This is a genomic window from Conyzicola sp., assembly GCF_046714715.1.
GTDB lineage: Bacteria > Actinomycetota > Actinomycetes > Actinomycetales > Microbacteriaceae > Conyzicola.
The window spans coordinates 24,217-50,787 of record NZ_JBKKAD010000018.1 but is presented as its reverse complement, the minus strand read 5'-3'; the positions used below and the strand labels follow the sequence as shown (position 1 = coordinate 50,787).

Genomic DNA, 26,571 nt, shown 5'->3' with positions numbered 1-26,571 from the left:
GGCCGACAGCACCTGAACCGACGGTGAACATTGCCGCCTGGCTGCGCGCTGCGATCCGGGGCGGCCCGGGCGGGGGCTTGGCGTCTTCGTTTAGAATCGTGTGTGCCTTCCCAGCCTGACTCCCCCTCCGTTCCCGACGACGCCGCAGCCGCGCCCGGCAGCGCGATCGATCCCGCCGACCTGGCCGTGACGCTGCGCGTGCTCGAGTCCATGGCGGCGATCGACGAGGAACACCCCGACTTCGTCACCGTGCGCCGCGCCACCGCGAAGATGTTCAAGTCGGTCAAGAAGGAACGCCGCCTCGACAAGCGCGCCACCATCGCCGACGCCGACCGCGCCGTCGTCGCCGCCACCGCCACGGGTGCCCCCGACCGCATCGACGACGAGACCCGCGGTGTGCCGATCGCCGCGAGCACCACCGCCCCGACCGCGGGAACGCTCATGAAGCCCCGCAACTGCTACATCTGCAAGCAGCCGTACACCCGGGTCGACGCGTTCTACCACCAGCTCTGCCCCGACTGCGCGGCCATGAGCCACGAGAAGCGCGACGCCCGCACCGACCTGACCGGCAAGCGCGCACTGCTCACCGGCGGGCGCGCGAAGATCGGCATGTACATCGCCCTGCGCCTACTGCGCGACGGAGCGCACACCACGATCACCACCCGCTTCCCGCGCGACGCCGTCAGACGGTTCACGAGCCTGCCCGACTCGGCCGACTGGATCGACCGGCTGCGCGTCGTCGGCATCGACCTGCGCGATCCCGCCCAGGTGATCGGGCTCGCGGAGTCCGTCGCCGCACAGGGGCCGCTCGACATCCTGATCAACAACGCCACGCAGACCGTGCGGCGCTCCCCCGGCGCCTACCAGCCGCTGGTCGACGGCGAGCTCGCCCCGCTGCCCGACGGCCCGCTGCCCGAGCTCGTCACCTTCGGCCACACCAACGACCCGCACCCGCAGGCGCTCGCCCAGTCGGTGACGGCGCACCCCATCCTCGCCGCCGCAGCGTCGCGCGCCGAGCAGCTCACCGAGCTCGCCATGACCGCGGGGTCGTCGTCGCTCGAACGCCTCGCCGCCGGCACCGCGATCGACGCGGGCGGGCTGCTGCCCGACCTGCACGACGCCAACTCCTGGACCCAGCACGTCGACGAGGTCGACCCGCTCGAGATGCTCGAGGTGCAGCTCGCCAACACGACGGCGCCGTTCATCCTGATCTCGAAGCTGCGGCCGTCGATGGCCTCGTCGACCGCGCACCGCAAGTACATCGTCAACGTGTCGGCGATGGAGGGTGTCTTCGGCCGGGGTTACAAGGGTCCGGGTCATCCGCACACCAACATGGCCAAGGCGGCCGTCAACATGCTCACCCGCACCAGCGCACGCGAGATGCTGGAGACCGACGGCATCCTGATGACGAGCGTCGACACCGGCTGGATCACCGACGAGCGTCCGCACCCGACGAAGGTGCGCCTCGCCGAGGAGGGCTTCCACGCCCCGCTCGACCTCGTCGACGGGGCGGCCCGCGTCTACGACCCGATCGTGCGCGGCGAAGACGGCGAAGACCTGTTCGGCATCTTCCTCAAGGACTACAAGCCCAGCTCATGGTGACCCCGGTCGAGTTCCTGAAGGGGGCCGGCGACGGCACCCGCGTCGTCATCCGCTATGCGCTGCACGACGACCCCGCCGGCTCGGCGACCGACGCGCTCGGCTACCTCTCGGGCACAGACGCCACCCACTGCGTGGTCGCGACGGTACGCGGGCTCACCACCATCGCGTTCGCCGACGTCATCGCGGCGAAAGAGGTTCCGCCGCCCCCCGCTCCCCGGCCGCGCTGACGGGAATACCCGTCGCTGCCCGGGGGTTGCCAAGTCCATACGTTTGAATTGACTAGGAGACAGACCATGGAGATCGAACTCGGGCTCGACACGTTCGGCGACGTAACGGACGACGCCGAAGGCCGCCCCCTGCCGCACGCGCAGGTGCTGCGCAACATCGTCGACCAGGGCGTTCTCGCCGATCAGGTCGGCATCGACTTCATCGCCATCGGCGAGCATCACCGCCAAGACTTCGCGGTCTCCGCCCCCGAGGTCGTTCTCGCGGCCATCGCGGCGCGCACCTCGCGCATCCGTCTCGGTTCCGCGGTGACGGTGCTGAGTTCGGATGACCCGATCCGGGTGTTCCAGCGCTTCGCAACGCTCGACGGCGTCTCGGGCGGCCGCGCGGAGGTCATCCTCGGGCGCGGATCGTTCACCGAGTCGTTCCCGCTGTTCGGATTCGACCTGTCGCAGTACGAGGAGCTCTTCGACGAGAAGCTCGACCTGTTCGCCGCGGTGCGCCAGCAGCAGCCGGTCACCTGGCAGGGCAGCACGCGCGCACCGCTCGCCGAGCAGTCGGTCTACCCGCCGGTCGAGAACGGACTGCTCAAGACCTGGGTCGGCGTGGGCGGAAGCCCCGAGTCGGTCATCCGCGCGGCCCGCTACGGCCTGCCGCTGATGCTCGCGATCATCGGCGGAGAACCGCTGCGGTTCGCGCCGCTCGTCGACCTCTACCACCGCGCGCTCGAGCAGCTGGAGCAGCCGACGCAGCCCGTGGGCGAACATTCTCCCGGACACATAGCCGAGACAGACGAGCAGGCGCGCGAGGAGCTCTGGCCGCACTACCGCACCATGATGGCGCGCATCGGAGCCGAGCGCGGCTGGCCGCCCATGACCCGAGCTCAGTTCGATGACGCCGCCTCGCCCACGGGCGCGTTGTTCGTCGGCTCGCCCGAGACCGTCGCCGCCAAGATCGCCTACGCGGCCAAGGGCCTCGGCCTCTCGCGGTTCGACCTCAAGTACGGCAACGGCGGCCTGAGCCACGACAAGCTGATGAAGAGCATCGAGCTGTACGGCACGCGGGTCATCCCGCGCGTGCGCGAGCTGCTCGCCGACTGAGCCTCCGGGGCGACTGCCGGCCGGGGCTTACCGACGGCCCGGCCGGCTGTCACCTCCGGCGGGTGATTCTGGTGCTCGCGAAGTGGACGCACAATGTGCACCACCGCAGGCACAGGGAGCGGGCGCAGACAGCGGGCACGGAGGGGAGCACACGATGGGTCCGGTCGACGTCGTCGTTTTATCGTTCCCGGATCCCGGTCTGATGCCGGGTGTCGCCCCGCTGCTCGAGCAGCTCGCCACGGGCGGCGCCCTGCGGATCGTCGACGCCGTGATCGCCACACGCGACCCGGGCGGAGCGATCACGGTCACCGACCTGGAAGACGACATCGTGCCGCGCTGGTCGACGATCAGTCCCCACCCCCGCCCACTGCTCAGCAGCACCGACGCGCAGCTCGTGGTCGACGGCATCGAGTCCGGCCGCGCGGCTCTGCTGCTGGCGATCGAGCACACCTGGTCGCGCTCGCTGGCACAGCTCGCCGCCGACGTGGGCGGGGTTCTCGAGCTGCACGTGCGCGTCGAGCCCCGCACCGTAGCGGCCGCCTCGCTCGTCGACAGCTAGGAAGCACCGTGCCGCTGTTCAGGAGATTCGGAAGGCCGGGCCTGCTCGGCGAGCTCACCAGCGTCGGAGTGGTCGCCGGTACCGCGTCCATGATCGCCGTCGCCGTCGGCCGGGACCCGGAGGATCGCGCCGTCCCGGAGCAGGTTCCTCCCGTGCACGACGAATCGATCCCGTCGCAGCTCGCGACCCTGAGTTCGCTGTACCGATCGGGAGCGATCAGCGACGAAGAATTCACCCGCGCGAAGAACCGGGTCCTCGGCTGGTAGGCGGCTGGTGAGACCGCGGGTGAGCCGGTGCGGGTGCCAGCGGGTGAGGTTCATCCGTGGCATCTCACCCGTTGAGGGCGAGACACCATCGCCCCCTACCGCGCCGCCCGGGCCCGGTCGTATATTCATCGCATGGTGACGGCGAGCGGTGCACGACTTATCCACGACACACCGGCGACCAAGGTCAGCGTGCCGGTTCTGGTCGGAGAGCTCGTCGACCGCCCACGGCTCTACGACGCGTTGTCCACCGGACTCGACTCCCCCGACGCGACCTTCATGATGGTGAATGCGCCCGCCGGCTACGGCAAGACGTCGCTTCTCGCCCAGTGGTCTGCCGCCGCGAAGAAGGAGGGCGTGGTCGTCGCCTGGTGCGACCTCGACACCGACGACCGGGATCCGCTCGTCTTCTGGGGGTCTCTGCTCGCGGCGCTCGGTGTCGCGGCGGCCGGCAACGACGCGGCCGAGCGCGCCCTCGGCTCGCTCGAGGTGAGCATGGCCCCGCGCCGCCACAGCGAGTTGCTCGCGGGGCTCACCCGGGCGCTCGACCTGCTCGGCCCGCGCACTGCGCTCGTGTTCGACGACACGCACCTGCTCGCCGACGGCCCGTCCGAGGCGGAGTTCATCCGTCTGCTCGGACTCGTTCCGGCGAGTGTCTACGTCGTGTTCGCCACCCGGTCGTCGCTGCTCGAGCAGCGCGCACGGCTGACCAACCGGCTGCGCGAGCTCACCGCCGACTCGCTCTCGTTCACCCGCGCGGAGGCGTGCGCGCTGTTCGACGACGACATCGACGACGACGGCGTCGAGGCCCTGTACGCCGCGTCGGACGGCTGGCCCGCGGCGCTCAGCCTCGCACACGCCGGGGTGGCTCGATCGACCGGCACCTTGGACACCCGGCTCGGCCTGCTCGACCCCGACGTGGTGCACCAGTATCTGCAGCGCGAGGTCTTCGACGATCTGAGTCCGCTCGACCAGTCGACGATTCTCACCGCGGGCATCTGCCCGCTCGTCACGGCGAGCCTCGCGAACGCCGTCTGCACCTCGCTCGACAGCGCCCACGCTCTTCGGCGGCTGGCCAGCAACAACCCCATGCTGCGCCGAGTGTCCACCGACGACCGGGGACGCATCTGGTACCGGGTGCAGCCGCTCTTCCGCTCGTTCCTGCGCGAGAAGATCGTCGAGCTCTCCCCGACCGCCCTGCGGCAGATGACCACCAGCGCCGCGCAGTGGCACATGACCAACGGCGACCCGCTCGTCGCTCTGCGGCTGGCGCTCGACGTGCTCGACGCCGAGCTCGTCGACACGGTCCTGCGGCGCTGCGCCTACGCGCTGGTGGCGGAGGGCCACGGGGTCGAGATGCTCGCGCTCGCCGGCTCCACGACCGGACGCGCGACCGCCGGCCCGTTCGCGAGCCTCATGCTGGCCTGGGCGTCCGCGGACTGCGGCGAGGCCGACCGAGCATCCGAAGCGGTCGCGCGTGTGCGCCCCACGGGTCTCGACGTCGACGACCTGTTCGAGTGGGACTGGCTGCTGTACCTGGTTCAACTGCGCATCGCGCTGCTGCGGGGCGAGTGCATCGACGGGCTGTCGTCGGGGTGGGCCGACAGCACCATGCTCGCGCTGCCCGACGACCTGCGGGAGGCGCTGCACCTCGGCCGCGGTCTCGCCGAGACGCGGGTCGGACAGAACGTGCGCGCGACCGAAGAGCTGGAGGCGTCGCGGGCGATCGCCGAGAACATCGGCGACCTCTCCGTGCAGACGATGAGCGCCGTCGGCCTGGCCGCCACCCGTCTCGCCGCTACCGACCTGCGCGCGTGCCTGCGCCACGCCCTCAGCGCGCTGGAGATCGCCGACCGGTCGCCGGGGCGAGCGTCGAACACCGCCCTCGCCCACGCCCACACACTGGCCGGCTGGGCGAAGTACCAGCTGCTCGACGAGTCCGCCGCCCGCGACCACCTGAGAGCGGCCTCCGATTTCGCCGGCAGGCAGCACATCGACGAGGTCGCGATGGGAACCAGGCACGCTCTGCATGCGGTGACCTTCGATTCCCTGCCCGACAAGCGACGGGCCGCGCAGGACTTCACGACAGCGTGGCCCCCTCCCTACCTCCTCGGGGCACCGCCGTCGGCCGTCGTGTCGTCGTTGCACTTCGGCATCCGCATGTCGCTCACGATCGGCGAGCACCGCTGGAGCGAGCGGCTGCTCGACAGGGCGCGGCACCTGATCGGCGAGGGCCACGACTGGAACGTGGCGTATGCCCTGCTGCTGTACTCGACGGGGCGCCAATCGTCGGCCCGCAGCATCCTGACCCCGCTCTTGCACGAGTCGCGGGGGCCGCGCACGCCGGTCTCCGAAATCGTCGAGTGGTCGCTCGAATCGGTCTTCGAGCACGAGTCCGGCAACGCGTTTCGCGCGCACGCCGCCATGTGCCGGTCGCTGGAGCGGGCGGATGACACGGGGGCACTGGCCGAGGTGGTGCGGCCGGGCGGCGATTCGGTGCGCGCGGTGCTCGCCCACGGGCTGCACCGTTTCGGCAAGCACGATGCCGTCGCCGCGCAACTCCTGGCGCGCGGCCGCGAGACTCTCGAGCCGACCCAGGCCGCCGGGGCCCTGACCCCGAAGGAACGAGAACTGCTCTCCGAGCTGAAGACCCTGCGCACGGTGGGCGAGATCTCCGACGACATGCTGCTCTCGATCAACACGGTGAAGACGCACATGCGCGGCATCTACCGCAAGCTCGGGGTCACGTCGAGGCGCAGCGCCATTGCGGAGGCCGAGCGGCTCGGGTTGGTCTAGCCGCCCCGCCGCAGCGGATCTCGTCCCCCGCCCGGGCTGATAACGTGTCGATCACCCGTGCACGATCTGAGACCCTGGGGGCGCACCACCCGTGAAGCTGTTTTTCGACTGCAGAGCCGTGCGCTGGGGAACCCACGACGGCATCAGCCGCTACTCGGCCAACCTGGTGCGTGAACTGGCCAAACTGACGCCCGTCACTATGATCATCAACGACGAACGCCAGCTCGAGATGCTGCCCGACCTGCCGTGGATCATGGCACCAGCGATGACGAGCCCCAAGGACTCCCTCATGTCGCGCTACCTCAATCCGCTGCATCCGGATGTCGTCTTCTCCCCCATGCAGACGATGGGCTCGCTCGGCCGCAACTACAAGCTCGTGCTCACCGTGCACGACCTGATCTACTACACGCATCGCACCCCGCCGCGGAACCTGCCGCAGGCCGTGCGCGTGCTGTGGCGCCTGTACCACCTGGTCTGGTGGCCGCAGCGGATGCTGCTCAACCGCGCGGATGCCGTCGCGGCCGTCTCACGCACCACCATGGACCTCATCACGCGCAAGAACCTCACGACGAAACCGCTCATCCTCGCGCCGAACGCCAGCTCGCTCGCCGCGGCGCCGGTCGAACCCGCCGCCGCCCGGCCGCGCGAGAAGAGCCACGTCTACATGGGCTCGTTCATGCCGTACAAGAACGTCGAGACCCTCGTGACGGCGATGAACGACCTGCCCGACTACACGCTGCACCTGATGAGCCCCATGCCGGCCGAGACGCAGCAGCGCCTGCGCGCCCTCAATACCGCGGACAACCTGGTCGTGCACGACGGCGCGACCGACGCGCAGTACGTCGAGCTGCTGCAGCGGTCGACCGCCCTCGTCAGCGCCTCGCTCGACGAGGGCTTCGGCATCCCGCTCGTGGAGGCCATGGCGTTCGGCGTGCCCGTCGTCGTGTCAGACATCACGATCTTCCACGAGATCGCCGGCGAGGCCGGTCTGTTCTTCAGGCCGACGGATGCCGCGGCTTTCGCCGCCGCCATCGGATCCCTCGAGGCGCCCGGCGCTTGGGCCGCCCGGTCGGAGGCGAGTGCCGCCCAGGCGGCCACCTGGAGCTGGGAGAACTCGGCCGCACAGCTCTGGGCCGGCCTTCAGGCCGTGAACGCCTGAGATGCGGAGGGGTTTCTTCGGCGCGCGCCAGACGCAGGGCGACCCGGACGCCGGGCCCGCGGCCTCGATCGCCGCGCGCGCCCGAGCCGCGCAGGCACGGGAGTCGGCCGAGACCCTGCGCACGGCCAAGCGCTCGGGCGAGGCGGCACGGCTCGCACTGACCCGCACGGTGGAGCAGAACGAACGCGAGCTCGAACTCGCGCTCGACACCGTCGTGCGGTTCGAGCCGACCACGCTGGGCTTTCTCGCCACCGAGATCGACTCCACCGACCCGATCACCCAGTGGTCGACGCTCGGCCGGTCGCCGACGGCCGACGCCGGGCTGCCGGGCTGGCTGCGCGACCGGTGCCTCAGCGCGAACGCGGAGAGCGTGGTGCTCGACTGGCTCACCTTCCGCGACGTCTTCCGCGCGCATAAGGAGTTCTCGGCGCGCGGCACCGACGACCCGCTGCCGCAGATCTACGAGGCGCTGTCGCTGCAGCCGGGCGAGAGCCTCGCCGTGGAGGGCGTGCTGACGGCGGGCCGGCACGAGTGCGACCGGATCCTGCGGGTGTCGCTCGCGCTGCGCACCGCGCAGCGGGCGGCGGTGGCCCGCGACATCCGCTCGCTTACTGGCTATGCGGCCGCGGATGCCTGGCACGCGTTCGACCGCGCGAACCGGTTCGTCACGGCGCAGTTCGCCGAATGGCTCGTGGCGGAGGCCCCGAACGACGACGAGGTCGCCGCCCAGATCGTGTGCGGGCGGTTCGCGACCGACGAGTTCACGGCAGCGGGACGCAGCACCGGTATCGCGCCGTTCGACCTCGACCCGGCGGCCCTCGTCGCCGACCTGCGGCGCACCGGCGGGCCGGCGCGCTGACGGTCTGACTAGTCGGTCGCCGGTAGGTTCTCGCGCGCCCAGGTCGCCAGTTCGCGCATTGCCGGAACGAGGGCCAGACCCGCAGGCGTGAGGCTGTACTCGACGGCGACGGGAGGACCGTCGGCCACACGGCGTTCGACCAGGGTCGCGCCCGTCAGTTCGGTGAGGCGTTCCGAGAGCACGGAATCGCTGATGCCGCCGATCGCCCGGCGCAGTTCGGAGAAGCCGGCCGGACCGTCGATGAGCGTGCTCAGGATGACACCGTTCCAGCGCTTGCCGAGAAATCCGAACGCCCGAACGATCGCCCCGTCGCAGGCACGCGGCTCGTGGATTTCGATCGGCGTCGTCATCGGCCCAGCATACCGTGCTACCTTCACACTAGTCACTTCGTTTTACCTAGTAGCGACAGAAATGGAAGCACAATGACCGACATCGTCGACCTGCCCACGCACCTCCCCCACCGCCTCGACGATGAGGCCCGCGCCCAACTGTTCACGGACGCCCGCACCGCGAGCTCCTTCGCGCCGACCCCGGTGACCGAGGCCGAACTGGCCGAGATCTGGGACCTCGCGAAGTGGGCGCCGACCGCCGCCAACTTCCAGCCGCTGCGCGTGACCTACGTCAACAGCGAGAGCGGCCGAGCCCGGCTGGTCTCGCACATGGCCGAGGGGAACAAGGCAAAGACCCTGGCTGCGCCGGCCGTCGCCGTGCTCGCCTTCGACAGCAGGTTCCACGAGCACATCCCGACCGTCGCGCCCTTCCGAGCCGCCCTGGTTCCGGTCATGGAGGAGAACGAGGAGATGCGCATCGCCTCGTCCCGCTTCAACTCGGCGCTTCAGGCCGGCTACTTCGTGCTGGCGGTGCGCGCCCTCGGCTTCGCGGCCGGTCCGATGGGCGGCTTCGACGCCGATGCACTCGACGCCGAATTCTTCCCCGACGGACGTTTCCGCTCGACCCTCGTCGTGAACATCGGGCACCCCACCCACGACTCGTACCGCGATCGCGGCCCGCGCCTCGACCACTCCGACGTGGTGCACTGGGCGTAGCCGCGCCTACTCGAGGCGGGTCATCCCGCCGAGGCGCGAACCGGCCGAGGCGGCTTCGTCGTGGGCGAGCGCCAGGTCTTCGCGGCCGCGGTCGATCTGGTCGGCGAGCTCGGGTACCGCCTCGGCGAGGGTGAGGCTCGTGGTGATCACGGTGACCGGCATGCCGAGCGACGTGCCGAGGATCAGCTGCAGTGCGGGCACCGCGTGGTCCCAGCCCGCGGTCGGCGTCCCCTCGTCGTAGGAGACGCCGCGGCTGGTGACGACGACCGCGGGGCGGCCCGCCATCGGCCGCTTATCGCCGGCGGTGACGCCCGGCACGTGGATGTGGTCGATCCAGGCCTTGAGCGTCGACGGCATCGAGTAGTTGTAGAGCGGTGCACCGACGAGCAGGACGTCGGCCGTCAGCAGCTCCTCGATGAGGGACGCCTGCAACGCGACCGCGTCGGCGGGCGGGCTGGAACCCTCGGGCCGGGCGTGCGCGGGCCAGTGCAGCGAGGAATCCGCGAGGTGCGGCAGTTGCGCCCGGTGCAGGTCGCGGTGCGTCACCGTGTTCTGCGGGTCGGCCTCGAGCCATGCGTCGACGAAGGTCTGCCCGATCGCGCGCGAACGCGACGTCTCGAGGTCGGCGGAGGAGTCGAGGTGCAGGAGGTGGGGCATAAGGCCACGCTAGCCGCTCGCGAGCACCGGTTCGCGGCGCGACGTGATCGCCACCCGCACGATCAGCAGGTTGGCGACCACGAGCACCGAGGCGATCACGGCGACGGCCGGCCAGACCCCCGCGGCGTCGAACACGCCGAAGACGAGCAACGGGCCGACCACGGCGCCCACGTCGCCGGCGGTCCTCGTGGCCCCGACGACGACCCCGCTGAACTCGGCGGGCACCCGCTCGCTCATGATCACCGAGGGCACGACTCCCGCGATACTCGAGGCGAGCCCGTAGACGACGATGGCGGAGGCGAAGAACCACGGTCCCTCGGCCACCGCGAACAGCAGCAGCGCCAGCGCGGCGCCGACCGTGGCCGGAACGAGCACCGAGACGCGACGGCCACGGTCGATCACGGCGCCGATGAGCGGCATCGCGGCGAGGGAGGCCAGCGTGGCCGCGGCCAGGGCGATCCCGAGGGTGAGCGGGGTGAGACCGCCCTGCTCGTAGGCGAGCAACGGCACGAGCCCCTGCTCGCCGCCGAACCGGGCGAAGAACGCAGCGAACGAGCCGAGCGCCAGCGCGACGACCACAACGAGCAGGCCCGACGACGCGACGCTTGCGCCACCGCCGGCCGACGGTTCTGCCGGCCGTGCGACCCGGTCGCCGACGCGCAGCGACCGCCAGTAGTGCGCGGCGGGGCGTGCCGCGTCCCACGCGAGACAGAGGGCGAGCGGCACGCTGGCGGCCACGAAGGCCACCTCCAGCGGGAACCACGTGAGCGTCAGACCGCCGACGAACGCGCCGAGCGCGCCCGCCGACATCTGCACCGCGGTGGCCGTGGCCATAACGCGCCCCCGCCGGTCGGCCGGAGCCCCCGCCACGAGCACGGCGAAGCCGATGGTGACCGCGGCGCCGCCCAGTACTCCCGCCACGAGGCGGGCCGCGATCAGCGTGCCGGCATCCGGACTGAAGCCTGTCGCGGCCGTCACCACGACCAGCAGCACGCACACCGCGCGCAGGTACGGCCGCGGCCGCCACCAGCGCAGCGCGAGCCCCGCCGGGATGTTCGCGATCACCCGGCCGAGCCCGAACGCGGCGACGATCACGCCGAGCGTCGCCGCGGTCACGCCGTACCTGTCGACGTAGAGCGGCAGCGCCGGCACGATCGTTCCCCAGGTCATCTGGGTCGAGCCGATGAGGCAGCAGAGCAGCATCGTCTGTTCCCACTGCGACGACGCGGGTCGCGAGCGCGGGGCCCGCCGGCTCACGACGCGAGGTTCTCGCGCAGGGTCCGGCCGGGGTAGGCCTCCCCCATCGTTCCCCTGCGGCGCAGCTCGGGCACGAGCAGTTCGATGATGTCGACGTACGAGCTCGGCATGCTCAGCGGGTTGCCGATCATGTAGCCGCCGCGCGACCCGGTGGCGGCGAAGTTCTCCTCGAGCTGGTCGGCCAGCTGCTCGGCCGTGCCCGACATGGTCGTGTCGAAGCCGACCGCGTGCTTCCAGCCGCGCTCGAAGAACTCCGCCCGGCTCATGTCGTGGTCGGCGCCGAGCTCGGTGACGAGCTGCCCGACGAGCCCCGAGGGCGACGCGCCCGTCGCGACGATCGTCTCGTTCAGGTCGCCGAGGTTGACCGTCGACCCGACCGTGGAGAAGTCGTAACCCGAGTTGTACGACAGGTAGGCGCCCACCGCCTCGTCGCCCCAGTAGGCGAGCATCTCGTTCTTGCGGGCCGCGGCCTCCTCCGCCGTGCGCCCGATCACTAGCTGGGTGGCCCACAGGATCCCCACGTCGGCCGGATCGCGGCCGTTGGCGGCGAGTTCGGCGTCGAGCATGCTGCGGTGCCGGGTCTGCGACGCCAGGTTGCCGCCGAAGCCGAAAATGAGGTCGGCGAACTTCGCGCTCGTCGCGATGCCGCGGGGCGAGTTGCCCGCCTGCACGAGCACCGGGTGGCCCTGGGGGCTCGGCACGCTCGTGAGCGGGCCTTTCACGTCGAAGAACGCGCCGTGGTGGTCGATCGCGTGCACCTTGGCCGGGTCGGCGAACCGGCCAGTCTCGCGGTCCATCACGATCGCGTCGGGCTCGACCGAGTCCCACAGCCGCTGACACACGTCGATGAACTCGTCCATGCGCTCGTAGCGCTGGCCGTGCTCGGGCAGCCTGTCGTAACCGTAGTTCGCAGCATCCGACACTCTCGTCGACGCGACGACGTTGAAGGCGATGCGTCCGCCTGTCACGTGGTCGAGCGAGTTGAGCAGTCGCGCCACATAGAACGGGTGCATAAACGTCGACGAGTACGTGAGCCCGAAGCCGATGTGCTCGGTGACGGCCGACATCGCCGCGATGAACGGGCTCATGTCGTGCCGCGGCCACTGCACGCCCCACTCGACCGCCGCGTCGGTGGATCCGCGCCAGGTGTCGGGCAGGCCCGTGCCGTCGCCGAAGAACAGCATGTCGATGCCGCCGCGCTCGGCGGTGATCGCCAGTTCCTGGAACATGCGCACGTCGGGGAAGGTGCGGCCGGCCCACGAGCCGGGGCGCGCCCAGCGGCCCTCGGTGTGGGTGAACGACAGGTCGAACGCGAGGTGCAGGTGCTTCGGGTCTGATTCGAAGGCTGTGTCGGGGTGGTTCATGCGTGCACGGGCTTTCCGGTGAGGGCGGTTCGCGCTGCCGCAGAAGCGGGGGCGGATGTCGCGAAGAGGGTGTCGAGGTCGGCGCTTGTGACGATCTGGCCGACATTGAGTGCCAGCTGTTCGAGCGCGTTGGTGTTGATGCGCACGTCGTAGGCGGCTGTCGCGTCGGACGGGATGACGACGGGGAAGTCGAGCTGCATGGCGTCGGTCGCCGTCGCGGCCACGCAGCACTCGCTCGTGAGGCCGGTGACCGCCACCCATTCGACGCCCGCGTCGCGCAGCAGCTCCGCGAGACCGGTCTCGAAGAAGCCGCTGTAGACGCGCTTGACCACCCGGATCTCGCCCTCAGCGGGTTCGAGGCCGTACCACTCGGCGCCGGGGGTGCCCACGACGCACGGCTCCTCCGGCGACATGGCGGCGTCGAGGGTCGCGCCGCGCAGCCAGCCGCTCGACCGCCACACCCGGTCGGGCTGGGAACCGAGCTCGATCCAGACGACCGGCACGCCGAGCGCGCGGGCCGAGTCGACGAGACGGCCGATGGTCGCGATCGCGTCGACGATCGAGGCGGATGCCGCCGCGTCGAGACCGTAGTCGCCCAGGTAGGCGGGGTCGGCGAACGAGCGCTGCACGTCGACGACGAGCAGGGCGCCGGGGAGGTTCTCGAGGGCGGCGAGGTTCGTCGCGCCGGTCATGCCTTGGACGACCACGTCTGGGCGGCCCTGGCCGAGTCCTGCGCGCGCAGCACGGGCAGCACGCTCTCGCCGAAGGGAGGCAGGTCTTCGAGGTAGTCGGGGAAGATGATCATCAGGCCGTCGAGTTCTGCGCCCTCGACGACGGTGTTGATGTGACCCACGATCGTGTCGGGCGAGCCGAAGACGTAGGGCGTCTGGAACGCGTCGTGGCCGGTGGCCGACTCCGTCCACGAGCTGACGCGGTCGCGCGGCATGCCCCACGACACGCGCATGTTCGCGAGGGCCTCCCGGTCGACGCCGACGCCGATCTCGTCGACCCGCTTCTCGGCGAGAGCGTCGGTCTCGGCCATCACGACGGTGAGCATGCCGTAGGTCTTCACCTCGCGGCCGAGAGCGGCCGCCCGCTCGTGCACGTCGCGCGAGGAATCGCGCAGCTCCTCCATGGTCGCGCCGGAGAGGAACGCCCCGTTGCTGCGACGGGCCTGGAAGTCACGGCCGGCGGGCGAATTTCCCGCGCTGATGATCGTCGGCGGCTTCACCGGGTGCGGCCGCGATTCGGCGTCGGTGAGGGTGAAGAACTCGCCGTCCATCGTCACGGAGTCTTCGGTCCACAGCCGCATGACCGCCTCGGTCCACTCGTCGACCATGCGGTAGCGGGCCTCCTTCGAGAGCGACGCGTCCCACTCCCCCATCTGCATGAACTCCTCGGCGTAGGCGCCCGACACGATGTTCATGCCGGCCCGGCCGCCCGAGATCTGGTCGATTGTGGTGAACATCTTCGCCGCGACGACGGGGTTGTGCACGTTGGCGTGCACCGTGGCCCAGATCTTGACGCGCGACGTGGCCTCGGCGATGCCGGCCATCATGGTCATCGACTCGAGCGTGCGGCCCCAGTGGTCGGTGGAGCCCCCGAATCCCTTCCACTTGCCCATCGACATCACGAAGTCCATGCCGGCGTCTTCCGCCATGATGGCGGCCTTCTTGTTGTAGTCGTAGCTGCCGTCGGGGTGCGGGGCGGTCTCGGAGACCAGCCAGCCGCCGTTGGCGATGGGGAGGAAGATGCCGTATTCGCGTTCAGTCATGGTGCGTTCTTTCTGTGACTCGGGAGCGGGAGTGTGCCCTTCGACGGGGCTCAGGGACCGGGGTTGCCCCAGGGACCGGGGTGGGCCCTGCGACCCTTCCGTCCCTGAACCCGTCGAAGGGAGGTCGGACGGCTACGGGGCCGGCCAGATGAGCGTCGTGCCGTCGTAGATGTTCTCGATGAAGGTGGTGTCGAAGTACGACTGCACGTCGGCGGGCGCCTTCGTGATCTGGTCGGTTTCGACCAGGAAGTCGCTGATCGCGTCGACGTTGGCGGTGTCGACGAGGCCGACCGGGCGGTCGGCCGGCTGGTTCTCGGTGATGATCTCCGACTCGGTCTCCCAGATCTTGATGTTGTGGGCCACGTCGTAGCCTTCGCCCGACAGCACCGACGCGTACTCGACGCACTCCTCGGTGTTCTCGTCGCAGTAGTCGATGGCGTGCAGGCTCGCCCGCATGAAGTCCTCAACGGCCGTGGGGTTCGCCTCGGCGAAGGCGGGATTCACCGCGACGGTTCCGAGCGAGCTCGGCACGCCGAAGTCGAAGGGCCGCCACACTGTCACGTCGAAGTCGGCGGCTTCGAGCAGGTTGGGCTCGTTCGAGATGAAGCCGGTGAGCGAGTCGACTTGGCCGCGCGGCAGGATCGTGGGGTCGTAGCCCACGACGACCTGCTGGATCGACGCAACATCGACGCCGGCGTTGGTGAGCATCGCCTCGACGGCGGGCGGCATGTTGCCCTTCTGGCCGAGGATGGTGCCGTCGAGCTCGGTGAGGTCTTTGACGTCGGTGTTGGTCATCAGGATCTCGAGCCCGACGTTGGAGAGGGTGGAGATGCCGAGGATGTCGATGCCGTTGTCCTGGGCCTGGATGAGGTTCTGCTCGCCGACGCCGGTGAACGTGACCTGGCCGGAGGCGAGCAGCTGGGCGTTCTCGCCCGTGTCGCCGGTTCCCGGCTGGATGTCGACGTCGAGGCACAGGGCGTCGAAGTAGCCGAGTTCGTCGGCGGCGACGGTGTTCAGAATTGACGCGGACGCCTGGTAGAAGTAGCCGGTCAGGAAGTTGATCTTCCCGGCCGCCTTGTTGAGTTCGCAGCGTTCGGCCGAGATGGCGCTGCCCTCGGATGCCGCGTCGGCCGAGGTCTCGGACGGTGCGGATGCGGTGGGGCTGCAGGCGGTGAGGCCGATCGCGACGGTGGCGATCACCGTCGCGGCGATGGCCAGTCTGGTGCGTGCGGGCATAGCTGTCTCCTTGAGATGGGTGTGAAGGGATGCAAGCGGTGGTGCGGGTGGGAAGGGTGCGGCGGGTGTCAGTTCTTCTCGCCGATCATCGACTCGTGCCAGTGCAGAACGCGGCGCTCGACCGCGGTGATGATGGCCAGCAGCACGGAGCCGAGGATCGCGAGGCAGAAGATCGCCGCGTAGACGACGGGCAGGCGGTTGTTCGACGACGCGATGCTGATGACCGTTCCGAGTCCCTCCGCCGCGCCGGGGGCGGCGAGTTCGGCGACGACGGCGCCGATTATGGAGAGCGGGAACACGATGCGCAGCGACGTGAACAGGAAGGGCAGCGCGCTCGGCATCCGCACGTGCCAGAGCATCTCGATGCGCGAGGCGTGCAGCGTCGAGAAGACCTGCACGACCGACTGGGGCACCGAGCGCAGGCCGGTCGACACGTTGATGAGGATCGGGAAGAAGCAGATGAGCGCGGTGACGATGAGTTTCGGCTCGGGGCCGAACCCGAAGGCGACCACGAGCGCGGGGGCGATGGCCACGAGCGGCGTCACGTTGAGCACGACCGCCACCGGCATGATGGCGCGGCGGGCGATGGGCAGCTCCGAGATCAGGATCGCGAGCACGTACGACGCGACGAAACCGATGGCGAGACCCATCAGGGCCACCGACAGCGTGACCCACGCGTTGTGGAGGTAGAAGCCCGGGTTGCCCGCGAGCGCCTCCCCCACCGCGGCGAGGGGCGGCAACAGGTAGGGATTGTCCTTCGCGACGAAGTTCCAGGCGAGCCCGAGAACGACGACGAGCACGACCACGGGGAGCCAGTAGGCCGGCTTGACGAACGAGAACCGCGCGGGGATCGCCGCGGTCTTCTTGCGTGGGAGGTCGCTGGCCGCCGGCGTCGGATCGACGCGGGCGGGGACGGTGGGGGTTGTGAGTGTCATTGGTCGTTTTCCCGTCGCTAGGCCGCGCTCGACGCCGGATTGCCCGCCGGGCTCTCGCGCCACGCGGCCTGGAGGTGGTCGCGGATCGTGTCTTCGAAGTAGTGGAATTCGGGCGTCTTCAACATCGCCTCACTGCGCGGGCGCGGCAGCGTGATGTCGACGGATGCCGTGACCCGGCCGGGACCGGACGACATCACGAGAACCTTGTCGGAGAGCCGCACGGCCTCGGTCACCGAGTGGGTGACGAAGACGACCGTGGTGTTCATCTGGTCCCAGATGTCGAGCAGTTGCCCCTGGATCGACTCGCGGGTGAACTCGTCGAGCGCCGAGAACGGCTCGTCCATCAGCAGCACGTCGGGCTGCACGCCGAACGCGCGCACGATCGCGGTGCGCTGCTGCATGCCGCCGCTCAACTGGGCGGGCAGCTTGTGCACGGCGTCGCCGAGCCCTGCCTTCTGCAGCAGGTCGCGCATATCCGGCGCCGCCTTCGCGACGTGGCCGCCGATCTTCTGACGTCTGCGGTCGGCGCCGGTGTTGACCTTCGCCGGGAGGCTCACGTTCTTGAGCACGTCGAGCCAGGGCAGCAGGGCCGGCGTCTGCGGAACGAGCCCGATCATCTTCGCGGCGCACGCCCGTTCGGGCGTCACACCGAAGACGCTGACGTCGCCGGCGTCGGCCTCCTCGAGTCCCGCGATGAGGCGCAGCAGTGTCGACTTGCCACAGCCGGAGGGGCCGATGATGCTCACGAACTGACCGCGCTCGATCGTGACGTCGACGCCGTTGAGGGCGACGTGCTGGCCGGCGCCCGCACCGTAGATCTTCACGGCCTTGTCGATGCTGATCGTGTCGCTCGCGGGCGCGGGGATGTGTGTGGACATGGCGTTAGACCAACTTCCTGAACTCGCGGTTCTGATAGACGAGGGGTTCGACCCCTGAACGCAGCACGTCGTCGACGTGCACGATGATCATGAGGTGGTCGCCCACGGTCCACCGTTCGTGTACGCGTCCGACGATGGATGCCGCGGCGCCCGTCACGACGGGAACATGGTCGTACTCGTGGTGCAGTTCGACCGCGGCGAACTTGTCGACGCCCTTCGTGGCGAAGTGCTTGGCGATGTCTCCCTGTCCGTCGGCCAGGATATTCACCGCGAGGTGCGTCGTGCGGGCGAAGGCCGGGTAGCTCTCGGCGGTCTCGGCGAGGAATACGGCGACGAGCGGCGGCGACACCGAGACGCTCGTGAAGCTGTTGGCGGTGAATCCGTAGGGCGTGCCGTCGATCTTGGTGGTGACGAGGGTGACCGAGGTCGCCATGCCCGCGAGGGCCCGGCGCAGTTCGCCCGCGTCGAATCCGGGAGGTGATTCGAGATAGCTGCCGGATGACTCGGCTATCGCGGTGTCGACGTTCGTCATGCCACCACCGCCGTGAAAGCTCCGAGGATCGCCGAGCGACGGTCGATCCACTCGGCGATCGCGGCATCCCGCTGCGTCTCGTCCGCGGCGACCGCGTCGGGCAGGAACAGGCCGCCGAGCGGGCTGAGCGCGCCGAGCTCGTCGAGTACGGGCTGCAGGTGCGTTCCACCGGCGAGCGAGTGCTGCGGCGACGCGGCGATCGTCAGCGGCACGGTGAAGGTCGAGGTGAGCGCGCCGGGGCCGTACCCGTCGAGGAACGCCTTGAGCAGGCCGGTGTACGAGCCCTTGTAGACCGGTGTGGCGACCACGAGCAGCTGCACCGTGGCGAGCCGGGCCCGCACGTCGGCCACTTCGGCATCGGCCTGGTCGAGAACGCGGCCGCCGAACTCGGCGAGGTCGACCACGCCCGAGTCGGTCGCGCCGATCACGTCGGCACACTGCGCGACGAGCGACCGGGTCGCTGCCAGGGTCTTCGATCCGGCACGTGGGTTGCCCACGAGACCGCTGATCAGGAAATTCACTTGTGCCTCCAGGGCTCAGATCCGTCGATGAGAGAAGGAGAGCGAACGGGTGAAGAGGTTCCGGTTGCGAGAGAGTGTTCTCGAGACTGGAAGCTAATGGCCCGCGGAGGTCCGTAAGTGAGACAGTACAGAAGGCGTGTTACGCGAAAGCGACGGATTCTGTTTCGCGCGCGTAAACACTCGCCCTAGGCGGTGAGCAGGTGCAGCGAGCCGTCGGTGTGGAACGAGTAGACGTCGACCTGCTGTGCCTTCGCGGCGCCGAGCGGCCACGAGGCCGCCGTGAAGAACCGCGCCTGCGGCTCGGCGACGCAGAGAACCAGCCGGGGCCTCGTGGGCAGAACCCCGCGCAGCCAGACGAGTTTGAACATGTCGGCGAGTGCCCCCATGCGGTGCGTGGAGCGAGCCTCGCCGAGATAGGGGACGAGCTGCACGAGCACGCTCTCCGCGGTGTCGATGCCCTCGACTTCGACACGCAGGTTTCCGGGCAGCTGCAGGGTGCGCGGCTCGAGCTCGACCTTCAGCAGGGCACCGAGAGCCCTGAGCATGGCGTGCTCCGTCGACTCTTCGGAGATACGGCCCGTCGTTCCGATGTGCCCCACCCTGTCACCTCGCAGTCTCTCGGGTCTTCGAGGCACGAGCGTACGCCGCCGACGTTTCGCCGATGTTTCCCGCGGGGATTCGAACCCCTGACCCCCTGGTGCTTCCAGCGGATTTGAGATTCATCAGCCTCGAACCGACAGTTCGACATTTATCGGACGAATTATTGGTCAAACGGTTCTTTCACAATCACGTTTTTATGTTGCGATGCCCGATTACGTCGCCATCGGTGGATTTAGACCATCCTCGACAGCGCTGAGCGGTCGAATAAGCGTCGACCACTCACACGGACTGCACGTAGCGGCTCGCGCTTCGGTTACGCCGCGAGCCTGAGCTATGGGACCAACGACCACCAACTGCCCACGAGTGCGGCGCACTAGAACCACGCAACCTTGACCTTCTTTCAGTTCGTGAGTGTGGCCCCATATTCGGTTGGCGATGACAGCACCTTCCTGAGACAGAGTCCGGAGCCCTCCACGGCCTTCGTGCACCCGGCAGAATAGTGAGATGAGTCGCGCGCAGATGATCGTAGATCGCCTAGTTGGCGTCGCCACGGAGGACGGGTTCGATGCGCACTCAGTGCACGTCCTCATTGATGATGAGACTGCCGAGTATCACTGGAGCGACGATGTTCGCCGAGATGTTCATTCGGTGACCAAAGGCGTGTGCGTTCTTGCGGTCGGGATTGCGGCAGACGACGGAGCTCTCGATATTGATGCGCCGGTAGCCAGCTATTTACACGACTTCGCTCTTGGAGAGGGCGTCGACAGCGTTACTGTCCGGCATCTGCTCAACATGACGAGTGGCATCGACTTTCCGTGGTCCGAGACGATGATGACGGACTGGCCCGATCTCGCACGCGAGTTTCTTGCCCGTGCTTCGCGTGGACGGGTATTCCAGTATTCGAACGCGAGCACATACACCGCGATGCGGGTGCTGGATGCCGTTGTCGGAGACGTGCCTCAATGGCTCGATCGGCGACTGTTCGGGCCGCTCGCTATCGAAGCGCCCGCCTGGGAGCGGTGTCCGAACGGCTGGATTGTTGCAGGCGGGGGGCTGCACTTGCGCACGACCGAGCTCGCTCGGATAGGGCGGCTTATCCGCGACCACGGAGTGTGGCGATCAGAGCGCCTCGTGTCCTCGGACTGGGTTAAAGCGATGCACGCTGACTGGTTTGAGCGTGGACAAGGGTATGAGTCCTCATACCGCCGCTATGCGCTCGCCGGCTGGGATGGGCCCGGCGCCGCATGGCGTCTGCACGGTGCGCATGGGCAGTTGCTGGTATTCCTCGGCGATGCCGTGGTCACCATCACCGCGAATGATCATTTCAAGGCAGACAGGATGGCCGAGCGCATCGTAACGACGCTGGAGCAGTTGGGAAGCTGACACCGCCCGCGTGGCTCCCGGGGCGCGAGCGCGGCACGGCGGATGGATCAGAGCGTCAGAGACGCCGCCCGGCGCATCGATATCCTCTAGCTCTCAACGGACGTGATGTCTTCCGAGGGGCGTGACCATTGGCTTGCCTGACACCGGGTCGGTGATGATTGTGCTGCGCAGGCCGAAAACCTCTTCGATGAGCGTGCTCGTGACGACCTCTGACGGAGCGCCCATGGCGAGGACTTTGCCATCCTTGACCGCTACGAGGGTGTCCGCGTAGCGGATGGCGAGGTTCAGATCATGCAGCACTATAACGATCGTTGTGCCTTGGCGGCGATTGAGGTCGGTGAGCAGGTCGAGCACCTCTACCTGGTGTGCGATGTCGAGGAACGTCGTCGGCTCGTCCAGCAGCAGAATGTCGGTCTGCTGAGCAAGCGCCATGGCAATCCAGACCTTCTGGCGCTGGCCACCGGAGAGCTCGTCGACGCTGCGGTCGGCGAGGTCGGCCACGCCGGTCGCCTCCAGCGCTTCCACGACGGCCCTGTCGTCGTCGGTCGTCCACGACCGGAACAGCTTCTGGTGCGGATGCCGTCCGCGCCCGACGAGGTCGGCGACGGCGATTCCCTCCGGCGCGATCGGCTGCTGAGGGAGGAGGCCGAGGGTGCGTGCCAGCTGCTTGGTGTGCACCTCGCTGATCTGTTTGCCGTCGAGCACGACAGCGCCGCTGGTCGGTTTGATGAGCCGCGCCAGCGTCTTCAGCAGCGTCGACTTACCACACGCGTTCGCCCCGACGATCACGGTGATCCGCCCGGCCGGCAGTTCGAGGTCGACGCCGTCGACGATGGTCGTGCTGCCGTAGCCCGACACCAGGGCGTCGGTGGTCAGGCGATGCTGGGCACTCATGAGGATCCTCCGCGGCGGGATGTGCGAATCAGTAGGAAGAGAAGATAGGGGGCACCGAGGATGCCGGTGATCACTCCGACCGGGAACCGGGTGTCGAACGCGAACTGGCCGATAAGGTCGGATGTGAGGACCAGGCAGGCCCCCATGAGGGCCGCCGGGATGGTCAGCGAGGAGCCGTGACCGACCAGCCTGCTCACGATGGGGCCGGCAAGGAACGCCACGAAGGCGATGGGTCCCGTGGTCGCGGTCGCGAAGCAGGTGAGCGCGACCGCGGCGAGGATGAGCAGGATGCGGACGTGGTCTACCCGCACGCCCAGCGATGTCGCCGCGGCGTCGCCGAGTTCCAGCGCTCGCAGCTGCCGTGAGAGTAGGGCGAGTAGTGGCAGCAGCACTGCTACGGCGATGCCGAGAGGGAGGACGTTCTCCCAGCGGGAGCCGTTGAGGCTGCCGGTGAGCCAGCGCATGGCGACGGCGACGTCCCATTGGGCGGCCCGCTGGATCGCGTAGGAGACGACCGCGTCGAGCATCGCGCCGATGCCGATGCCGATGAGGATGAGTCGGCCCCCGGTGGACTCGCCGCCTCGGGCGGCGAAGTAGATGGCTGCGGCCGTGGCAACGCCCGCGATGAGAGCGGCGAACATGGTGGCGGTGCCACTCCAGTGCAGCACGACCAGGCAGAGCACGGCGGCCGCGCTGGCTCCGGCGCTGATGCCGATCACGTCCGGGCTGGCGAGGGGGTTGCGCAGCATCGTCTGGAACGTCGTGCCGGCGGCGCCGAAGGCGAGGCCGGCTAGGGCTCCGATGAGCGCGCGCGGGATGCGCAGGGTGCCGACGGTGAAGGATGCTCCGGGCACGCTCTCTCCGCGGAGGACGGCGAGTATGTCCGAGACCGGGTAGATCGTGTTGCCGACCATGATCACGGCGGCCACGAGCGCCAGTACAGCGACGGCGAGGACGAGGATGACGATGACACGACGACGGGAGCGGCGGATGCGGCCGGCACGGACCAGCGCCGTGCGCGCAACGAGATCGGGAGTTGTAGGGAGAGTGGTCATCAGATCGCCCTCATCCGGCTGCGGCGGGCGATGATGACGAGGACGGGAGCGCCGACGAAGGCGGTGACGATGCCCGCTTCGGTCTCGCCGGGGTAGCCGACAAGGCGTCCGATGGTGTCGGCGAGCGTCAGCAGGATGGCGCCGCCCAGTGCCGAGAGCGGCAGCATCCATCGCTGATCGGGGCCGACGAGCATGCGCACCACGTGCGGAACCATGAGACCGACGAAGGCGATGGGACCGGCGACCGCGGTGACAGCGGCGCAGAGTACCACGCCCGCCACCGCGGCGAGTAGCCGGGTGCGACCGACGCGCACGCCGAGCCCCACGGCGACGTCGTCGCCGAGTGCCAGTGCATTCAGAGCGGGTGCGCAGACGAAGGCGACCAGGCTCCCCGCCACGAGCAGGGGGGCGATGACCGCCATCGTTCCCCAGTCGGCTCCGCCGACGCCGCCGACCTGCCAGAAGCGGAAGGTGTCCATCGCTGCGGTGCGGGGCAGCAGGACCGCGCTGACCAGGGAGCCCAGCGCTGCCGTAGTCGCCGCTCCCGCGAGCGCCAGTTTGATGGGGGTGGAACCGCCGGGTCCGACCGAGCCGACGTTGTAGACGAAGATCGCCGTCAGGATGGCGCCCCCGAGGGCGAGCCAGAGGAACTGGTAGGGCGAGGTGATCCCGAAGAATGCGATTCCGCACACGACGGCGAGAGCGGCGCCGGTGTTGACTCCGAGTATCCCGGGGTCGGCGATGGGGTTGCGGGTGATCGCCTGCATCAGCGCACCCGACAGCGCGAGCGCTGCCCCGGCGATGATGGCGAGCACAGTGCGAGGGATGCGTTCCTGCACCGCGATCGCCCCGATTTCCGCCGACGTGCGCCCCTGCGCCCAGGAAGTCAATCCGTCGAATATCTCTGCCGTCGAGACGGTCCGCGATCCGAATGCTAGGGAGAGCAGGAGTGCGATGGCAACGCCGAGGATCAAGCCGACTACCGTCAATGCGCGCCGCCGCGCCGGCACCTGAGTGGCGGCGCGGCGGGGGTCCTCGCCCTTAGCTTGTACTGAGGTCACTTCGCGAGCGCGACGGCACCGTCCAGGAGGGCGACGTAGTCCTCCAGCATCCACGGGATCGACAGCGCGGTTGGGGTTACGGCGCCACTGAGCGCATCGCCGGATCCGACCGAGACGACAGCACCGTTCTGTACAGCCGGCAGCGTGTTCCACAGGGGGTCTGCCTGCAGCGCTTCGAGCAGCTCGTCGCCGTCGCCGTAGCTCACGATCACGTCGATGTCCGCCAGCTGATCGGCGTTCTCGGCGCTGATGTCCTGGTAGAAAGTGTCGACGTCACCGGCAAGCTCGGGAAGGTCGAAGCCGAGATCGGAGAGGAAGGCAGTGCGCGAGTCACCCTGACCATAGATCGAGATGGTGGAGAGGTCGGCGGCGCTCATATAGAAGAACGCCGCCTTCTTGCCCTCGAATGTTGAGTCCGCAGTCGCGTCCGCGATCTGCTGGTCGAGGGAGTCGACAAGCTCCTGGCCCTCCTCGGCGAGCCCGAGGGCAGCGGAGTCGGTGAGGATGACGTCGCGCCACGGGGTGAGCCACGCAGCATCGGGGTAGGCGACGGTCGGCGCGATCTCGCTCAGAGTCGCGTATTCTTCCTCGGTGACGCCTGAGTAGCCCGCAAGAATGGCGTCGGGCTGGGTGTCGGCGATGGCTTCGAAGTCGGTGCCGTCTGCGGTGGAGAACACCACAGGCTCGTCAGCGCCGAGTGCGTCATAGGCGTCCAGGGTCCATTCGTAGACGCCGAGTCCGTCACTACCGTCCATCGACCAGGTCTGGTCATCGACGCCGACGGGGGCGACACCAAGCGCGAGCGCAACGTCCTGGTTTCCCCAGCCGATCGTGGTGACACGTTCGGGCTGCTTCTCGATCGTCGTCTCACCGAGCGCGTGCTCGACGGTCACGGGAAAGGCTCCGCTGGCGCTCGAATCCGGGTCGGTATTCTCCGCAGCGGAGGTGGAGCAGGCGGCAAGGCCGATGGTGAAGACGACGGCCGCGCTGAGGCCGAGAAGTCGGGAAATTGGCATAGGAATCCAAAGTTCGTGTTGGTAGGCGGTGGGAACCGAACGCGAAAGCGTAGAGGTATTGGTAAGCCTAACCTAACAACTAGCTCGCCCTCGACCGACGCGGAGACATCAGTAGACGAGACCTTGCCGAAGCTGGCGGCCGCAGTTTCTGCCGTTCGGTGGCGGTATCAATTGCCTTTCAGAGGCGGGCGAGGGGGCGTCCTGACCCGGTTCTCGTCACCTCATCCTCGCAGGATCGACCGAGTCCGCGAATCGCCGCCTTGCAGCAAAAACCGGAGGCTTTCCGAAGTCACGATCCTTGGCCGTGCGGCCGGAGCCGCGGTACTGCGTCATGGGCAACGTGAGCCGTGCGTTGCTTTTGCACGATGGGCGGAATTGCGTTTCACACGTATCTACGCGTGCCAAACTGTCGCCCCATACAGAAAACGGCCATTTCATCATCCTCTCGGATTTTGAAATGGCCGTCTGACCTGTACTTTATGTGGATCCAAGGGGATTCGAACCCCTGACCCCCTGCATGCCATGCAGGTGCGCTACCGGGCTGCGCCATGGACCCATTGTTCAGTTCGTGTTTTCTTCTCTCTCGAAAAGGCAACTTGTAAAGATTACTACATAACTCGACCACTCCAAACCGTCCCGACGCGAATCCGAAACATAGACGAGGCACACTGGTCGGATGAGTGCCACACCGATCACCGTCTCCGTCACGCGAACCGTCGCCCCCGAGCGTGCGAAGGAAGCCGCGGCGTGGGCGCGGGCGGGGCAGGAACTGGCGAGCGCTAGCCCGGGTTACCTGGGTTCCGGCTGGATTCGCCGCGACCCCGAGTCATCCGAATGGCACATGCTCTATCGTTTCGCCGACGAACCGAGCCTGTCGACGTGGGAGAAATCCGCCGAACGCGCCTGGTGGGTGGAGAGCGCGATCGGGTTGGTCGAGGAGTCGTCGGTCGAACGCCGCACCGGTATCGAGGGCTGGTTCGACCAGCCGGCGTCGGTCGAGGTGATCGCGCAGACCCCGCCCTCTCCCCCGCGCTGGAAGCAGATGGTCGCGATCTTCGCGAGCTTCCTGCCGCTGAGCCTCGTGGTCAACTGGCTGCTGTCGTTCGTGAGCGACGGGTGGCCGCTGCCCGTGCGCGTTCTGGTACTCACGGTGATCGTCACGCCGGTCATGACCTACCTGGCGCTGCCCGCGGTCACTCGACTGCTCCGGCCGTGGCTGCTCAAAGGCGGCGCCCGGCGCGCTGGTTAGGGTGGAGGGATGACCAGGTTGTCGAGAACACCTCCCCTTATCGGTCTCAGCCTGCTCGCCGCAGCCGCTCTCGCCGGCTGCACGCCGGGCGCCCTGTCGAGCGACCCCGGGCCTACCCCGAGCGCGACCGACGACGGATCGGCTGATCTGCCCATCGACGTCGACGACATACCCACGTGGGCCGCGCAGGCCGTTCCGCAGGCGGGCGACCCCGGCTACGTCGGCGGCTATTCCGGCTGGCTCAGCCGGCAGACCTCCCCCGCCCTGTCGTCGTTCGCGAGCCAGCTGCCGGCCGGCGACTACACCGTCACCGTCGCCTGCAACGGCGACTCTGCCATCGAGGTCACGCTGCTCGCCGACAGCAACGCCCAGATCGCCACCCAGGCGATCGACTGCGCTGGCGCCACGACCAGGTCGTTCGCCGCGACAGTGCCGCCGGCGGGCTTCAGCACCGAGATCACCCTCGATGCCGAGCCCGTGATCTACGCCATCGCCTTTCAGGCCGCTCTGTAGAGGTCTCGACGCAACGAACGGATGCCCGCCCCGCCGA

At 68.7% G+C, this 26,571-nt stretch carries 28 protein-coding genes and 1 tRNA gene; 12 read left to right on the top strand and 17 right to left on the bottom strand.

Going from position 1 to position 26,571, the window contains the following annotated elements; translation table 11 throughout:
• Positions 1–102: 102 nt before the first annotated feature.
• The 8 genes from ACLQ6X_RS01920 to ACLQ6X_RS01885 all read left to right on the top strand — a co-directional run bounded on the left by ACLQ6X_RS01920 (position 103) and on the right by ACLQ6X_RS01885 (position 8,563).
• Positions 103–1,602 carry an SDR family NAD(P)-dependent oxidoreductase gene (locus ACLQ6X_RS01920; RefSeq protein WP_411698471.1) on the top strand — a complete coding sequence of 500 codons (1,500 nt, stop codon included), beginning with the start codon at positions 103–105 and terminating at the stop codon, positions 1,600–1,602.
• Positions 1,596–1,829 (top strand): hypothetical protein, encoded by a 234-nt coding sequence (locus ACLQ6X_RS01915; protein WP_411698470.1) that lies wholly within the window; start codon positions 1,596–1,598, stop codon positions 1,827–1,829. The genes ACLQ6X_RS01920 and ACLQ6X_RS01915 overlap by 7 nt, the downstream gene beginning before the upstream one ends.
• 66 nt (positions 1,830–1,895) lie before the next feature.
• Positions 1,896–2,927, top strand: coding sequence for an LLM class flavin-dependent oxidoreductase (locus ACLQ6X_RS01910; protein WP_411698469.1), 1,032 nt, complete (start codon positions 1,896–1,898; stop codon positions 2,925–2,927).
• A 154-nt stretch (positions 2,928–3,081) separates the two neighbouring features.
• Positions 3,082–3,486, top strand: coding sequence for a DUF6325 family protein (locus ACLQ6X_RS01905; protein ID WP_411698468.1), 405 nt, complete (start codon positions 3,082–3,084; stop codon positions 3,484–3,486).
• An 8-nt stretch (positions 3,487–3,494) separates the two neighbouring features.
• Positions 3,495–3,752, top strand: coding sequence for an SHOCT domain-containing protein (locus ACLQ6X_RS01900; RefSeq protein WP_411698467.1), 258 nt, complete (start codon positions 3,495–3,497; stop codon positions 3,750–3,752).
• Positions 3,753–3,884: 132 nt separating this feature from the next.
• Positions 3,885–6,545 carry a LuxR C-terminal-related transcriptional regulator gene (locus ACLQ6X_RS01895; protein ID WP_411698466.1) on the top strand — a complete coding sequence of 887 codons (2,661 nt, stop codon included), beginning with the start codon at positions 3,885–3,887 and terminating at the stop codon, positions 6,543–6,545.
• Positions 6,546–6,636: 91 nt separating this feature from the next.
• Positions 6,637–7,704, top strand: coding sequence for a glycosyltransferase family 4 protein (locus ACLQ6X_RS01890; protein WP_411698465.1), 1,068 nt, complete (start codon positions 6,637–6,639; stop codon positions 7,702–7,704).
• Between the two features lies 1 nt (position 7,705).
• The gene (locus ACLQ6X_RS01885) at positions 7,706–8,563 is read left to right on the top strand and encodes a hypothetical protein (protein ID WP_411698464.1); all 858 of its coding nucleotides are present in this window, start codon (positions 7,706–7,708) and stop codon (positions 8,561–8,563) included.
• 8 nt (positions 8,564–8,571) lie between these two features.
• Here the strand turns inward: ACLQ6X_RS01885 and ACLQ6X_RS01880 are convergent, their stop codons facing one another.
• Complete coding sequence (locus ACLQ6X_RS01880) at positions 8,572–8,913, bottom strand: winged helix-turn-helix transcriptional regulator (protein ID WP_411698463.1); 342 nt, start codon at positions 8,911–8,913, stop codon at positions 8,572–8,574.
• A 72-nt stretch (positions 8,914–8,985) separates the two neighbouring features.
• On the opposite strand from ACLQ6X_RS01880, the gene ACLQ6X_RS01875 reads away from it, so the two are divergent.
• Positions 8,986–9,609, top strand: a complete 624-nt coding sequence (locus ACLQ6X_RS01875) for a malonic semialdehyde reductase (protein WP_411698462.1) — start codon at positions 8,986–8,988, stop codon at positions 9,607–9,609.
• A gap of 6 nt (positions 9,610–9,615) precedes the next feature.
• On the opposite strand, the gene ACLQ6X_RS01870 is transcribed toward ACLQ6X_RS01875, so the two are convergent.
• The 11 genes from ACLQ6X_RS01870 to ACLQ6X_RS01820 all read right to left on the bottom strand — a co-directional run bounded on the left by ACLQ6X_RS01870 (position 9,616) and on the right by ACLQ6X_RS01820 (position 19,308).
• Positions 9,616–10,266, bottom strand: a complete 651-nt coding sequence (locus ACLQ6X_RS01870; RefSeq protein ID WP_411698461.1) for an FMN-dependent NADH-azoreductase — start codon at positions 10,264–10,266, stop codon at positions 9,616–9,618.
• A gap of 9 nt (positions 10,267–10,275) precedes the next feature.
• Complete coding sequence (locus ACLQ6X_RS01865; RefSeq protein WP_411698460.1) at positions 10,276–11,523, bottom strand: MFS transporter; 1,248 nt, start codon at positions 11,521–11,523, stop codon at positions 10,276–10,278.
• Entirely contained in the window at positions 11,520–12,887 is a 1,368-nt protein-coding gene (locus ACLQ6X_RS01860) for an NtaA/DmoA family FMN-dependent monooxygenase (RefSeq protein ID WP_411698459.1), read from the bottom strand. The genes ACLQ6X_RS01865 and ACLQ6X_RS01860 overlap by 4 nt, the downstream gene beginning before the upstream one ends.
• On the bottom strand, positions 12,884–13,579 hold the full coding sequence (locus ACLQ6X_RS01855; protein WP_411698458.1) for a cysteine hydrolase family protein: 696 nt from the start codon (positions 13,577–13,579) through the stop codon (positions 12,884–12,886). The genes ACLQ6X_RS01860 and ACLQ6X_RS01855 overlap by 4 nt, the downstream gene beginning before the upstream one ends.
• A complete protein-coding gene (locus ACLQ6X_RS01850) occupies positions 13,576–14,661 on the bottom strand; it encodes an LLM class flavin-dependent oxidoreductase (RefSeq protein ID WP_411698457.1) in 1,086 nt (361 codons plus the stop codon). Before ACLQ6X_RS01850 ends, ACLQ6X_RS01855 begins: the two co-directional genes overlap by 4 nt.
• Positions 14,662–14,793: 132 nt before the next feature.
• Positions 14,794–15,897 (bottom strand): ABC transporter substrate-binding protein, encoded by a 1,104-nt coding sequence (locus tag ACLQ6X_RS01845; RefSeq protein WP_411698455.1) that lies wholly within the window; start codon positions 15,895–15,897, stop codon positions 14,794–14,796.
• 68 nt (positions 15,898–15,965) lie between these two features.
• Positions 15,966–16,832: an ABC transporter permease gene (locus ACLQ6X_RS01840; protein WP_411698454.1), complete on the bottom strand. Its 867-nt coding sequence runs from the start codon at positions 16,830–16,832 to the stop codon at positions 15,966–15,968.
• Between the two features lie 17 nt (positions 16,833–16,849).
• The gene (locus ACLQ6X_RS01835; protein ID WP_411698453.1) at positions 16,850–17,710 is read right to left on the bottom strand and encodes an ABC transporter ATP-binding protein; all 861 of its coding nucleotides are present in this window, start codon (positions 17,708–17,710) and stop codon (positions 16,850–16,852) included.
• 4 nt (positions 17,711–17,714) lie between these two features.
• Complete coding sequence (locus ACLQ6X_RS01830) at positions 17,715–18,242, bottom strand: flavin reductase family protein (RefSeq protein ID WP_411698452.1); 528 nt, start codon at positions 18,240–18,242, stop codon at positions 17,715–17,717.
• On the bottom strand, positions 18,239–18,763 hold the full coding sequence (locus tag ACLQ6X_RS01825) for an NADPH-dependent FMN reductase (protein ID WP_411698451.1): 525 nt from the start codon (positions 18,761–18,763) through the stop codon (positions 18,239–18,241). The genes ACLQ6X_RS01830 and ACLQ6X_RS01825 overlap by 4 nt, the downstream gene beginning before the upstream one ends.
• Before the next feature lie 185 nt (positions 18,764–18,948).
• Positions 18,949–19,308: a hypothetical protein gene (locus ACLQ6X_RS01820; RefSeq protein WP_411698450.1), complete on the bottom strand. Its 360-nt coding sequence runs from the start codon at positions 19,306–19,308 to the stop codon at positions 18,949–18,951.
• Positions 19,309–19,867: 559 nt separating this feature from the next.
• Between ACLQ6X_RS01820 and ACLQ6X_RS01815 the strand changes: the two genes are divergently transcribed.
• Positions 19,868–20,746: a serine hydrolase domain-containing protein gene (locus tag ACLQ6X_RS01815; RefSeq protein ID WP_411698449.1), complete on the top strand. Its 879-nt coding sequence runs from the start codon at positions 19,868–19,870 to the stop codon at positions 20,744–20,746.
• Positions 20,747–20,839: 93 nt separating this feature from the next.
• Here the strand turns inward: ACLQ6X_RS01815 and ACLQ6X_RS01810 are convergent, their stop codons facing one another.
• From ACLQ6X_RS01810 to ACLQ6X_RS01790, 5 genes are all read right to left on the bottom strand, one after another.
• Complete coding sequence (locus ACLQ6X_RS01810; RefSeq protein WP_411698448.1) at positions 20,840–21,640, bottom strand: ABC transporter ATP-binding protein; 801 nt, start codon at positions 21,638–21,640, stop codon at positions 20,840–20,842.
• Complete coding sequence (locus ACLQ6X_RS01805; RefSeq protein ID WP_411698447.1) at positions 21,637–22,695, bottom strand: FecCD family ABC transporter permease; 1,059 nt, start codon at positions 22,693–22,695, stop codon at positions 21,637–21,639. The genes ACLQ6X_RS01810 and ACLQ6X_RS01805 overlap by 4 nt, the downstream gene beginning before the upstream one ends.
• Positions 22,695–23,705 (bottom strand): FecCD family ABC transporter permease, encoded by a 1,011-nt coding sequence (locus ACLQ6X_RS01800; protein ID WP_411698498.1) that lies wholly within the window; start codon positions 23,703–23,705, stop codon positions 22,695–22,697. Before ACLQ6X_RS01800 ends, ACLQ6X_RS01805 begins: the two co-directional genes overlap by 1 nt.
• A gap of 47 nt (positions 23,706–23,752) precedes the next feature.
• Entirely contained in the window at positions 23,753–24,772 is a 1,020-nt protein-coding gene (locus ACLQ6X_RS01795; RefSeq protein WP_411698446.1) for an iron-siderophore ABC transporter substrate-binding protein, read from the bottom strand.
• A 482-nt stretch (positions 24,773–25,254) separates the two neighbouring features.
• Positions 25,255–25,328: transfer RNA gene (locus ACLQ6X_RS01790), tRNA-Ala, on the bottom strand.
• Between the two features lie 120 nt (positions 25,329–25,448).
• Between ACLQ6X_RS01790 and ACLQ6X_RS01785 the strand changes: the two genes are divergently transcribed.
• Positions 25,449–26,021, top strand: a complete 573-nt coding sequence (locus ACLQ6X_RS01785) for an antibiotic biosynthesis monooxygenase (RefSeq protein ID WP_411698445.1) — start codon at positions 25,449–25,451, stop codon at positions 26,019–26,021.
• 9 nt (positions 26,022–26,030) lie between these two features.
• A complete protein-coding gene (locus tag ACLQ6X_RS01780) occupies positions 26,031–26,534 on the top strand; it encodes a hypothetical protein (RefSeq protein ID WP_411698444.1) in 504 nt (167 codons plus the stop codon).
• Positions 26,535–26,571: the final 37 nt, after the last annotated feature.

Coding starts and splice junctions, on each gene's coding strand:
- ACLQ6X_RS01915 (WP_411698470.1), top strand. CDS start 1,596: ATGGTGACCCCGGTCGAGTTCCTGAAGGGGGCCGGCGACGGCACCCGC.
- ACLQ6X_RS01910 (WP_411698469.1), top strand. CDS start 1,896: ATGGAGATCGAACTCGGGCTCGACACGTTCGGCGACGTAACGGACGAC.
- ACLQ6X_RS01905 (WP_411698468.1), top strand. CDS start 3,082: ATGGGTCCGGTCGACGTCGTCGTTTTATCGTTCCCGGATCCCGGTCTG.
- ACLQ6X_RS01895 (WP_411698466.1), top strand. CDS start 3,885: ATGGTGACGGCGAGCGGTGCACGACTTATCCACGACACACCGGCGACC.
- ACLQ6X_RS01885 (WP_411698464.1), top strand. CDS start 7,706: ATGCGGAGGGGTTTCTTCGGCGCGCGCCAGACGCAGGGCGACCCGGAC.
- ACLQ6X_RS01880 (WP_411698463.1), bottom strand. CDS start 8,913: ATGACGACGCCGATCGAAATCCACGAGCCGCGTGCCTGCGACGGGGCG.
- ACLQ6X_RS01875 (WP_411698462.1), top strand. CDS start 8,986: ATGACCGACATCGTCGACCTGCCCACGCACCTCCCCCACCGCCTCGAC.
- ACLQ6X_RS01870 (WP_411698461.1), bottom strand. CDS start 10,266: ATGCCCCACCTCCTGCACCTCGACTCCTCCGCCGACCTCGAGACGTCG.
- ACLQ6X_RS01860 (WP_411698459.1), bottom strand. CDS start 12,887: ATGAACCACCCCGACACAGCCTTCGAATCAGACCCGAAGCACCTGCAC.
- ACLQ6X_RS01855 (WP_411698458.1), bottom strand. CDS start 13,579: ATGACCGGCGCGACGAACCTCGCCGCCCTCGAGAACCTCCCCGGCGCC.
- ACLQ6X_RS01850 (WP_411698457.1), bottom strand. CDS start 14,661: ATGACTGAACGCGAATACGGCATCTTCCTCCCCATCGCCAACGGCGGC.
- ACLQ6X_RS01845 (WP_411698455.1), bottom strand. CDS start 15,897: ATGCCCGCACGCACCAGACTGGCCATCGCCGCGACGGTGATCGCCACC.
- ACLQ6X_RS01840 (WP_411698454.1), bottom strand. CDS start 16,832: ATGACACTCACAACCCCCACCGTCCCCGCCCGCGTCGATCCGACGCCG.
- ACLQ6X_RS01835 (WP_411698453.1), bottom strand. CDS start 17,710: ATGTCCACACACATCCCCGCGCCCGCGAGCGACACGATCAGCATCGAC.
- ACLQ6X_RS01830 (WP_411698452.1), bottom strand. CDS start 18,242: ATGACGAACGTCGACACCGCGATAGCCGAGTCATCCGGCAGCTATCTC.
- ACLQ6X_RS01820 (WP_411698450.1), bottom strand. CDS start 19,308: ATGCTCAGGGCTCTCGGTGCCCTGCTGAAGGTCGAGCTCGAGCCGCGC.
- ACLQ6X_RS01815 (WP_411698449.1), top strand. CDS start 19,868: ATGAGTCGCGCGCAGATGATCGTAGATCGCCTAGTTGGCGTCGCCACG.
- ACLQ6X_RS01810 (WP_411698448.1), bottom strand. CDS start 21,640: ATGAGTGCCCAGCATCGCCTGACCACCGACGCCCTGGTGTCGGGCTAC.
- ACLQ6X_RS01805 (WP_411698447.1), bottom strand. CDS start 22,695: ATGACCACTCTCCCTACAACTCCCGATCTCGTTGCGCGCACGGCGCTG.
- ACLQ6X_RS01795 (WP_411698446.1), bottom strand. CDS start 24,772: ATGCCAATTTCCCGACTTCTCGGCCTCAGCGCGGCCGTCGTCTTCACC.
- ACLQ6X_RS01785 (WP_411698445.1), top strand. CDS start 25,449: ATGAGTGCCACACCGATCACCGTCTCCGTCACGCGAACCGTCGCCCCC.
- ACLQ6X_RS01780 (WP_411698444.1), top strand. CDS start 26,031: ATGACCAGGTTGTCGAGAACACCTCCCCTTATCGGTCTCAGCCTGCTC.